8 protein-coding genes and 1 pseudogene are annotated in these 11,120 nt (G+C 47.7%); 4 read left to right on the forward strand and 5 right to left on the reverse strand.

The window, feature by feature from the left end:
- Window positions 1–95: 95 nt before the first annotated feature.
- Window positions 96–740, forward strand: a complete 645-nt coding sequence (locus BP27_RS0109675) for a uracil-DNA glycosylase family protein (RefSeq protein ID WP_027851381.1) — start codon at window positions 96–98, stop codon at window positions 738–740.
- On the opposite strand, the gene BP27_RS15885 is transcribed toward BP27_RS0109675, so the two are convergent.
- The 5 genes from BP27_RS15885 to BP27_RS0109700 all read right to left on the reverse strand — a co-directional run bounded on the left by BP27_RS15885 (window position 737) and on the right by BP27_RS0109700 (window position 8,616).
- Entirely contained in the window at window positions 737–4,429 is a 3,693-nt protein-coding gene (locus BP27_RS15885) for a DEAD/DEAH box helicase (protein WP_084324572.1), read from the reverse strand. The two genes, BP27_RS0109675 and BP27_RS15885, sit on opposite strands and share 4 nt — an antisense overlap.
- On the reverse strand, window positions 4,426–6,369 hold the full coding sequence (locus BP27_RS0109685) for a phospholipase D family protein (protein WP_027851382.1): 1,944 nt from the start codon (window positions 6,367–6,369) through the stop codon (window positions 4,426–4,428). The genes BP27_RS15885 and BP27_RS0109685 overlap by 4 nt, the downstream gene beginning before the upstream one ends.
- The gene (locus BP27_RS0109690; protein ID WP_051610492.1) at window positions 6,366–7,736 is read right to left on the reverse strand and encodes a hypothetical protein; all 1,371 of its coding nucleotides are present in this window, start codon (window positions 7,734–7,736) and stop codon (window positions 6,366–6,368) included. Before BP27_RS0109690 ends, BP27_RS0109685 begins: the two co-directional genes overlap by 4 nt.
- A 92-nt stretch (window positions 7,737–7,828) precedes the next feature.
- The gene (locus BP27_RS17510; RefSeq protein ID WP_281172148.1) at window positions 7,829–7,951 is read right to left on the reverse strand and encodes a hypothetical protein; all 123 of its coding nucleotides are present in this window, start codon (window positions 7,949–7,951) and stop codon (window positions 7,829–7,831) included.
- A gap of 203 nt (window positions 7,952–8,154) precedes the next feature.
- On the reverse strand, window positions 8,155–8,616 hold the full coding sequence (locus BP27_RS0109700) for a YccF domain-containing protein (protein WP_027851385.1): 462 nt from the start codon (window positions 8,614–8,616) through the stop codon (window positions 8,155–8,157).
- Window positions 8,617–8,727: 111 nt separating this feature from the next.
- Between BP27_RS0109700 and BP27_RS0109705 the strand changes: the two genes are divergently transcribed.
- From BP27_RS0109705 to BP27_RS0109715, 3 genes and pseudogenes are all read left to right on the forward strand, one after another.
- Window positions 8,728–9,738, forward strand: a complete 1,011-nt coding sequence (locus tag BP27_RS0109705; RefSeq protein WP_027851386.1) for a helix-turn-helix transcriptional regulator — start codon at window positions 8,728–8,730, stop codon at window positions 9,736–9,738.
- 112 nt (window positions 9,739–9,850) lie between these two features.
- On the forward strand, window positions 9,851–10,627 hold the full coding sequence (locus BP27_RS0109710; RefSeq protein WP_160169837.1) for a hypothetical protein: 777 nt from the start codon (window positions 9,851–9,853) through the stop codon (window positions 10,625–10,627).
- Between the two features lie 131 nt (window positions 10,628–10,758).
- A pseudogene (locus tag BP27_RS0109715) lies at window positions 10,759–11,120 on the forward strand (IS66 family transposase); the annotation flags it as partial.

Here is an 11,120-nt window from a genome sequence, read left to right on the forward strand (position 1 = left end):
CAAAATTTAAGATGTGTTGAAAATAGTTTTTCTCTACACCAAACTGGAGCCAATCGCGTCAAACTGACTTAAACCACGAAACTACGGAGTTGAAGATGAAGAAGGAGCTTGAGGGACTACTGGGCGAGCTTGAAGATATTTATTCAACATCAGACATTTACCAGGCTTGCCTCGATAAGGGGTACAATTACGGCTATGGCTTGATTTCCACTTGTTTGAAGCCTGGACGACCGCTCTTTTTAGGCTTTAACTGGGGAGCGGGCAGTGGCACTGATTTTTCAAGCCAGCAAACAGTCGAACCTGAGCCTTTCCTAGAACAAGAACTGGGCTCGTTTAGCAGGATAGTGCCTTACTGCAGACAATACTTTTCGGAAACTGATATTGCGGAGGCTTCTCAGTCTAACTTTTGCTTTTTCCGGTCTGAAAGTGAGAAGGACATCAGTCAGCATGACATCCAGCTTTGCCTTCCTATATTTGATAAGCTAATAAACATAATCCAGCCCTCTATAGTCCTAGGCTTTTCAGGCAAACTGCGTAACCACCTCACTAGCCAAAACCTGGTGCAAGACTTATCAACTAAGGAAATCACATTCAAACGAGGTAAATCCAATATCACCTACCTGACTCAAAAGGGCTTTCTGCAGGGCGGAACAAAAATATGCTTTTTGCCGCATCCTAACTACCCTATGCAAAAGCAGGCAAGGGAGCAGGCTTGGGAGTTTTGTTTTCACCCGGGCTAAGCTTCCGAATCGGCTACTGTTTGCTCACATTTTGCTGCTATCACCACATAACTCAACCAGCACTGAAGCAATTGCCGTTGCGTTGGTTGATTGACTGCTGCAGGGATGCACAAGCCAACCTTCAACGCGGTTTTACCTTCCTGCTGCGGTTGCCAACAAAAATTCATGAAAGGAAAACGGCTATTCAGCATTAAGCACTCGGCGATCTTGTTTTTTTCAGCAACAGTATCGAGCTTGAATGCTTTCAGCAGGTATTCACTTCTGTCAGCAGAAACAGTGGTTTCGAGATAGTCAGCCTGCCCGTGGGTTGCTTCCAGGCTTTTCCAGTCAACCAAGTTTGATGACGGATCACCTGAAAAGCCTTCTGGCAAGGGAGCGGGGCCGGGAATACGCTGACTCTGATCAATTTGCTGCTCAATGTTCGCTTCCTGGGACAGATAGCCTCTCAGCTCATTCGTAAAATCATCCACTTCCTTTAATCCCTGCCGGATCATTTGAAGAGACAGTCGAGCGGGGCCATTAGCCTGAATCAGCAACGGGTAATTCAAGCGCGTATTCAGGAAAAATGGGTGACCTTTTTCTTTTTCAAGCGCAAGGCGGACTAGAGGGTATTTGGAGCTTAACTCAGCTATCTTCTTGTCTAGTTCAGTCTTGCAAAGTTGATCGATATTTTTAAAGCTGGCCACATGGGCACTGAGGGAAACGATATAGACGGTTTCCGTGACCAAGGCGGACAGTCTCGGCATAAAACCAAGCGTGACGAATATCGGTGGCTTGTTAGATCGCGTGTGCGGCTGGCTAGAGGTCAGGTCAATTTTCAGTAGTGGTTTGGGGGCGGTTTGGCTAGTAATGACCGACTCAACCTTTCCATCTTTTTCTTTAATCGCTTCCTTAAACCAGGCTTCCACTTGATCATCCAAAGCTTCTCCAATTGCGAACTTCACTGGGTAAGAGTCTGGCTGGTCAAATTTTGCTGGATAGGGGTCAGTAATGCCTTTCTGCTCTATGGGCACTGGCGTGCGCAAAAACTCTTGCCAGTTTTCCAGTGAAGTTGTTTTGATCTCCGAATCAAAGCCACTTTCCAGGCATAAGTCCATACGATCTTCAACCGAGCGCTTTCTTTCGATAAAAGAAGCCACTTGGTCTTCGTCAACCGAGTTTTGAAGATAAGGGTAGTAGATACCGAGTTCCCGCTCCGGCACTCCTTGCTCAAGCTTGCGGTGAACACAACCAAAGAGCCGATCCAGACGGCCTACTCGCTGTTCATTGTCACCCGGCGAGCCAGGCAATCCATAATGATGCACCTGGTCGCAATTAAGGTGCAGGTTCACCCCTTCCTGAAACACGGAAGTAGCAACCAGAACATGTGGGTAAAAGGGACTGTTAAAACCAATCATCAGTCGCTTGCGGGAGTGGCCACTTTCACCGCTGGCATACCAGGCAGGGCTCGTCAGCCCAGTGAACACACTCCAGTCATTACGCCAGTCACTCAGTTTCTTACCCGCTATTTTTTCACAAACGCTCTCAAAGGTTTCCAGTGCTGCAATAAAGTAAGCCAGCATCCGCGAGCCTTTAATCTTTGGCTTAACAAACTCAAAAAAATCCAGATACCTCTTCTGAGTATCAGCTGAGTCTCCATGCTCCCTTCTTCGAAACTCAACAAACCATGAGTAGATTTCTACTATGACGGGGCTGGCATAAAGGAAACCGACTTTTACATAGTTGGAAAAGTGTTCAGCGACTGCTTTATCATCTTTGGTCCAACGCTCAAGCTTCTCGCGCAGATGGCTAGGAAGCCCTTCGGTCAGCAGCGCCCAGACACTGAAGAGCGTCCTATTTTTATCAAAGGGCTTATCGGGCTTCCGAAGATCACCCACAGCTGCACGCAAATCAGTGGGACTATACCAGGCTTTAAAACGGCAGTACTCAGCGGCTTTTTTATAGTTCGGCTTTTTACCTTCTGAACCCTCGTTGCTGTAATAATATTGATAACCCCCTTTCAGGTAGTCACTGGAAGGCTCTAAAAATAGTGAAAACAAGCTGTCAGGCCGTATGAAGCGCAAACGGACAAGCGTAGCGTCTGTTTGCCCACCTACCTCTTGCTTTTTCGCTACAAAGAGCTCTGCAATCCGTGAACTGAGGTGGCTCTCCTCAGCAATACCTTCATCTGAGCCTTCATCATCATCATGTATCTCGGTTTTAGGCTCCCCCCTTGCTTTGACATACTGTTTAAAGACCTCTCTTGAACGCCAAGGGGGTTGATCTAATTCTGCCGACGAACCAGTATCTCCCCAAGCATGAGCGATTTCTTGCCATAGCAACTGGTCATAGCGCTCATTGAGCCTCTGTGTCAGCTCTCTGACTGAAGGAATCCTGCGTACAAAGATCAGATGCTTATAGTTATTGGATTGAATGGAATCAGGTGCTGGTAAACTGGCGACGCATTCCTGAATCAAGGAGTCATATTTAGGATGCTTGGGTAACTGCCCAGTTTTTTCCTGATAACTAGCAGTCAACGCCATAATCAACTCGGTATCCGCTGCCCTGGAAAAGCTGGTTTTATTCTCTTCGCCACCACCCTGTACATCCTCAGCTTGCTGGTTCACCCTAAATGACTCAAACCCCTCAAGGTAGCCGTACATCAAGCGAATTCTCTTGCCACGCTCTTTGCTTGCCCGTGCTTCAACCAGTCGTTTCTGGTAGAGGGCAAAGAACCCTTCCTCTTCAGGGCTTTTGAATTCTGCGGGCAAGGCCTTTTCACGGCGGTAATGCAGTTTACTGTAGGACTTTTCCCCCGCTTCAAGCACTCGCATACGACGCAAACCATATTGCATCAAGTAGTCTCTGGCACGCTCTGCTTTGTTCCCGTGTTTGTAAATATCTGGAATAAAATAACCAAGAATATTGCCCACATCATCCAGGCGGCTGTGTGTTGGGGTTGCGGTGAGCAACAATACTTTTTGAGCCAAAGGCGAATTCGTATCACTGCCGAAGAAGGCTTTAGCAGCTTCGACCTTTTGAGAGCCACCCCTGACATTGCGCAGATAGTGCGCTTCATCAATGATGAGTAGATCAAAGCCCGCAGCACCTATGACTTCTGCATTCTTGATTTGTTTGTAGATTTCACCTGCTCTTTGCCCCACCAGAATTTGAGCATCTTCTGACTCGCCATGCTTGATCTTTTCCCTATCCGCCTTGGTAAGCAGGTGACTCAAGGCATGAATAGTGGTTAGGTAAAGGTGTGCAGCACCCTGCTCAACCTGCTCTGCTAGTTCCTTTAAAGATCCACAAACCTGAACGCTGGGAATGGGACCGCCATCCACGCCACTTTTTACCTGGTGATCGGTATGCGGATAGTGTCTGGTCACCAGATCAGAAAATTCACGCTTCCAGTTGAAGCAAAGGTCACGGTTAGGTGCCATGACTAGAATTCGGGCATCAGGTTTGATTTTCCAAAGCAGGGCTGCAACACCAAGAGCCTGGAAGGTCTTGCCGGTGCCCACTTCATCGGCCAGAAGTGCGACCCCCTGACTAGATAATAGATTCCACAGGTAGGCAACGCCTTCAATTTGTTTGGCAGGCATCAAGTGTTTCTGGTCAGCTGGATCGCCCCCCTCCTTTGTCTGCCCAAAATCGATCCATTGAGACACTGTTTTCGGTGTGAGATAACCCCAGGATGACTGGCTCATTTTGCACCCTCGCTGGTTGATCTCGAATACTCTTCTTCAAGCCATTCCCGGTAAACATCGGAGAGCTCTTTTGGCAAGCTTGGCAGCTTGATTTGAAGATTAGCCAAAGGGCCTTTGGCCTCCCCGCCAAGTTTTATATTACGGGCACTTGCCTTAGCCACCAGTTGATTCACTTCCTGCACCAAAAACCAGTTAAAGAGGCTTGGCTGTTCTGCCTTAATGCGTGCCTTTACTTTCTTGTGAAGCTCCAGTAGACATCCAGGCCTTATTCTCACCCAACGATCCAAGGTTTGCAGGTCTTTGACGCTCTCCAAAGTCTGGGCGTAATGCTGGCTGAAAGAAAACATTCGAAAGTAGCTCAGCTGATCTTGCTTACTTTTCGGTTCAACCGTGGTTGCCATCAAGCTTTCACCGGCTTCCTCTTGTTCGCCTTCATCTTGAACTCGGTAGGGCGCGCTATCTTCAGTGGGGTTGCCACCGGACAGCTCAAAGGCATCAAAAAGCTCTTTTAGCCCAGGGTACTCCTGAGCTCTTCGGTAACCCGTATGCAATTCAATAATCAAACCAGCATATTGGTTCTCAACCAGCTTGGCGGTGTAGCTGCGTTGCTTGAGCAGTGCCTGAACTTCTGACACCTTCACAGTCTTGTCCTCTAGCCTAACTTCACCTTCTGGATTTTCAGCTTGCCAGTTTAGAGGCAGCTCATGCGCAAGATCTGGCAACGCTAATGTCAGAGGTTGAGGTTTTTCAGAGCCAAGCCAAATGCCCTTGACGCTATAGGTGCTGTTCGACCAGTCAAAAAACACCTGGATATCAAAGGGCGGGGTTGGCGGAACCGTCAGGCTTTCTTCATCAAGCAGAGCCTGACTCGCAAAGCGACTTTCATTCACCTCCAGCGGTTGTCCGAGGTAAGCCTCAATATCCCTTTCGCTGTCATGAAAAATCAGACCTGCCTCAATATTGCAGTGTTTGTCCTGCTCTTTGACCAGATTGCTGCCCGGTTGAGTAAAGTTCCATGAGCCGACAGCTCTTCGACTCGGTGTTTTCCAAAGCTTGGCATGCGTCATGGCACACTGATCGTCTGAGTCGGATCCTGATGTAAGAGGGTTAAGAAAGAAACCTAACTGCTGTTGCTCACAGAGCCTATTTAAGTTTTCGTGCCACCCCGTTCTGATGTATTGGTTTTGCACGAGATCAGGCACGAGGCGCACCGAAGAAAACCGCTCTTTCAGCAGCGCTTCTACAAATCCATTTAGATCGCGCGGGAAGTAGGGTGACCAGACAGCAAGGGGCTCTCCCTTTTCATCAGCAAGCTGATCTAAAAAGGGTTTGCCCGCCAAGCTATGGCAAAAAACAGGGGCTTGTGAAGAAGAACCGGAAGGCATTGGAAAGTCTTGAGGGAAAGCCTCACCTACATGGCTCAACAAGGGCTCAAAGAAGCTGCGGATAGAGGCTGCCAAGCCCCCATCATCAACTGGAACAAACGAAAAAACCTCGCGGTTTCGTGCCCAGCCGCTGATTGTCAAGTTGGCGCTGCCAGCGCCAAGCTGAGCCCCATTAGTTCCCTCAATGTAAATCACCTTGGGGTGAAAAAGGCTATCTTTGGTGAGTTTTACTGACTCATTGGAAGCAAGTCGCTCGGGCACCACCGTATGCACCGGCAGGGCTGTCCGCTTATTCTGGTTCAACTCAACAAAACGCTTGTCACAAAAAACACGAACATCCAGGTTCTTTTCCAGGTTCTTTTCACCCAGCACCTGCTGCATAGCTTCGTAGTCCATTCGCGTCCTTGGCTTTTGTTCCACACTCGAAGCATGCAGGATCAACGGCAGGAGATAGGTTTCTACCAACTCAATATTCAGGTTGAAGGTGGTCATCCAGACACGCTTAACCTCGCCGACCTGTTTTATTGCTTTTTCAAACTCTTTCAATAGCTTCATAGACCGTCACCTAAACCCGTCAGCAGATGATGAAATTCACGCAGGTAATAGGCGTTGACCCATTCAGATGCTTTTCCCTTATCCGGCAGGTTTGAGGTACGACCATCATTAACGACCTTGGATTGTTCTAGCCGCAGCCAGGGCAACTGTCCTCGCTGCCTCATAATTTCAGCATGATAGTCCAGCAGAGCTTCAAGCTGGCTGGCAACGCTTGGCTGCTTTGCAGCACTTAACAGCTTGCTCAGGCGATATTTGCCGGTTGCATTTAATGGCTCCTGAATGGCAGAAGTCGCCTCGATGACTGAAGCCATCTCAGGCAAGGTTTTGTCGCTTTGCTCTAGCTTTTCCCAGCTGGTTTCAATTTCATCCAAGGTTTGAGTTTTTTTCTGCTGAGCAACACGAAACAGCAGATCCAGCTTGGTCAAAAAGGGCTCTATCGTCAGGATAGAGTCAATTTTTTCTTTTTCGTTAGCATTTGAAACCAGCTTTTTCTGAGCCAGACGAAAAATCTCTTGTGGCTTTACGGAGCCGTTTTCTTTCGGGATTTCTGCTATGGCTTGTGCAATCGCTTTTGCAGCGCCTTTATTCAACCCAGTCACCGACAGCCAGAAATCACGGCTAATTTTCCCTACATTCTGACTGGTTTTAAACACTTCACGATAAGCTTGTTTTAGATCCTCAGGGACTTCTGCCCAACGCAATTGCTTGGTGTTTTTTTCTAGGGGCACCAGCTCTTTCAAGTGCTGCACCGCTTTCTCAAAGCAACTCTTTAGCTGAGTTTTTTTATCTAACAGCCTATGGAACTCACTCCATCGATGATCAGCTTTTGGTCCAGTGTAACTATAGCTGGAGTTGAAAAAGCCCATTTTTACGAAGGGCGTTTTATAACGACCACTGACGCCCAAACCAAGTTGCCGAACCAGCAGCAAGTCCTCATCCACTTTCATGTTACCGTTAAATATCAGCTCTAGTTTCTTATCCTTTTTATCCAAGTTGGTGCGAGCCTTAGAATTCCCAAGAATACCCTCGGTTTGTACTTGATGATCGGTCGAACTGACTAGGGCGTAGGTGGCGAGGTTTTCAAGATAAATCAAGCAGGCGTGGACAAATTGCAGGCTATCCTTCCAATCAGCATGAAAGGTTTCATCCCTTTGCAGGTGGCGAATCACTCCATGATGCAGAAGGTTCAATGTGTAGTTGCGAACATCATTAGAAACAGAGCTGACTCGACCATCGAAGATTTGCTGACCATAGGTCGACCAAATCACTAGCTGCCCCAGAGGGTCAAGGTAGGTTTCACCGCTAATCGTGTCATTGAATTCAGTAACAAAGGCTTTAAAAAAGTTTTGATCCATTTGAGCAGCCACTAGGAGCTCCTTATCCAGCTTTGAATGCTTGAGCAACAGAAAAAGATCAGCTTACCTTAATAAAGCCTCTGCAACCACGGTGGCGCTGAGGGTCAGGGGCGCTCTAAGCCACACTCATCGTAAAGAAAACGGTCTGCGTAAGCGGGGTAGGTTTCTTCATTATTGGAAAACACCTGATCCACGATATACTCGATTGAAGGCATCACCTTATTCATTCCTGGTTGATTCCTGTCTACAAGAGCCAATACATCTTGTCTTGACTCACCGAGGTGGCGGAGCGTCATTGCCTGTCTTGCAAAGTGCCCATACATACCTACTCTTTCACAAATTACATCCTTGTTGGGCAGCCCGCCAGCAACAACAGAATTAACTGACATGACCAACACGCTAGTTAGCACTAGAGTTTTAATAAGCTGAATCATTTTCCACCTCTCATCGCTTTGAGTTCTGCTTCTACATTGCTTGTACGGGCTGCCTGGGCCAGCTCTTTACTGACAATTTTTTTACCGACAGGAAACAAGGCGACGCCAGCCAGCTTGAGATGCTGCACTCCAAAAGGTATGCCTATAACAGTAATAAAGTTCAGTAAAGCAAAGAACAGGTGACCCAGTGCTAGCCAAAAACCAGCAAACACAAACCAAATCAGGTTACCCAGCAACCCAAGAAAACCAGTGCCAATATCTTTTTCCCCTGTTAGCTCTTTACGGCTTACAGCTTCTTTGCCGAATGGAAAAAATGAAAACTGCCCCATCACAAAGCAGGAGCGCCCCCAGGGGATGCCAAGGATACTTAAATAGGCAAAGAAACCAGCAATCCACCAGATCAGCCCCATAAAGATCCCACCCAGCAAAAACCAGAACAGGTTACCTATCGCTTTCATAATCACTTCCTTATAAGTTTTACTCTGTTGTTCGAGCTGTTAGTCTCGATCAAGGCTGCGACCGTCAATGTCGCCTGGTGGGTATAGAGTGATTAAAAACAGGAGAGAGTTATGGCTGAACACAAGGACATGCTGCTGAGGCAACTAACCCTTTTGCAGTTAATCCCACGCATGCCTGGGCGCATTGCAACGACGGTGCTGCGCGACAAGTTGGCTGAACGAGGCTTTGAAGTTGACTTGCGAACGCTGCAAAGAGATTTAAAGAACAAGCTTTCACTGGTGTTTCCGCTGATCTGTCACGAGGAGGAGCGGCCTTTTCGCTGGAGCTTTGATGCTGACGCTCAGCTCAATTTGCCTTCAATAGACACGCCCCGCGCACTTGCCCTTTATATGGCGGAAGAGCATTTAAAAGATGTGCTGCCGCAAACGGTACTGGACCAACTCAATCCTGACTTCAATGCTGCACGCAACCATCTGGCTGGTCTTAAATACAATGAACTGAGCCACTGGTCAGAAGTGGTTCGTGCGGTGCCAACAGCCCGTCTGCTTAAACCAGCTGAAATTAAAAGAGAGGTCTGGGCAAGTGTCAGTGAGTCGCTGTTAAAGCATCAGCAGTTGAAAATCGTTTATCTCAGCCGTTCTAAAAACCGAGTCAAGTCGATGATCCTGCATCCAGCTGGGCTCATCGCAAGGGACACCGTTAGCTACCTGGTCGCAAAAGTTAATGACTACGATGATTTCAGGCAGTTTGCCCTGCATCGTATTCAAGAGTGCGAACTACTGGAGAAGCCTGCAAGACAACCTAATGAATTTTGCATTGATACCTTTATTGATAGCCCCAGCTTTACACGCAGCCAAGACGTTAGAAAGGTCAAACTCATCGCTGACATTCATCCTCAGGTCGCGTGGAAACTGACTGAGACTCCTTTAAGCTCAAGGCAAAAAATCAAATCAATTGATCAACCTCAGAACTGGTTCCGGCTGGAAGCAAAGGTCAACCAGGATCAAGAAACCTTCTGGTGGATTCTTTCACTGGGACACAGGATTCGTGTTCACCAGCCCCTTGACTGGGTAGATGAGATCAAAGCGAGCCTAAAAGAAACACAGGCGCTTTATGTTTGATCTCTTCACCCCGATTCTCGAAAAGAAGATTGCGCAAGGCGAGATCACTCGGCATGTGATCTTGGTTTTTTCCTGGTCTGCACCCCAGAGTGTGACCAGAGGTTGCTATGCCATGCTCAACACCAGCCCTCTGATACGCCGACTACCAACTGAATGCCATTTTATTAGTAGCAGCAAGGGTATACAAAAAGCTCAACAGCAACTGATCGATCAAGGCTTACTGTTGCAAATGACTAAGGCTCTTGATGCCGCTCCAATTCAGTTTGGTTTTGATCAACTACACCCTCTACTGGATGCTCAGGGACAAGCCTTAACGCATCTACGAACACCTGAAGCACAGGAGCAGGCTGGCATCGTGATCGTTGAGCTGATTCGAGAACTTGCTAGCTGCAAAAAAACTCAGCTAACCCTCATTTCCCCGGAATGCACGCTGGAAGCCTACATGCGTGCAGGCATATCATTGTTCGGGCATGATCATTCCCAGTATCGACACTTGTGGGTCAAGCCAGAGCTTAAACCACGCGCTGACTTTTTTTATCCCATCGGCATCCATTCTAAGCAGGAGACCGTTAGAACCTACAAAGCCCAACAACCTGCTCAACTTAACGCCATTCAACAGGCTCCAAGTTTGGCCCAGGCAGCGTTAAAACCATCACTGATCCGTTTTCTTTTACAGCAACTCGGGCATGGTAGACCTTTAGAACAGCTACTCGGTTACGACCGCAAACCTTTCAGCCAAGACTGTTGCCAGCTTTTAACACCCTCAATGCACTGCCAGTCACACAGGTGTGATCACTCAGCACGACCAGAGCTAGGGTTTAGATTGGGGCGTAGTGAGTCCTTGTCTGAAGAAATTAGGTCCGGGCAAATTAGATTGCCATACTACTAATTGAACTGTTCCATGCCTCGCCACTAGTCAAAGTGTACTGGTCAAGCCCAAGTGGACACTTTTAATTGATAATTTTCATACTCAACTGGGGTCATATCACCATTAGATGTATGAAGCCTTTTTATAATCTCTTCCAGTGGTGCCAAGGTCAACTGGAAAACTGCGGCCTGTTACCCACTGATCCACTGAGTAAAGCACTTAATTATGTGCTCAAACGTGAAGCCAGTCTGAGTGTCTTCTTAGAAGACCCAGACGTACAACCCGACACTAATCATTTAGAACACACCCTGCGCCCCATTCCACTGGGTCGTAAGAACTGGCTGTTCTGCTGGACAGAACTGGGTGCTGAACACTTAGGCATCATCCAAAGCCTAATCAGCACCTGCAAATTACACGACCTCAATCCCTACACCTACCTAGTCGATGTATTGCAGCGAATCAGCCAGCACCCGGCTAGCAAAGTTAACGAACTAACCCCACGGCTGTGGAAAGA

The organism is Marinospirillum insulare DSM 21763, assembly GCF_000686905.1.
GTDB lineage: Bacteria > Pseudomonadota > Gammaproteobacteria > Pseudomonadales > Halomonadaceae > Marinospirillum > Marinospirillum insulare.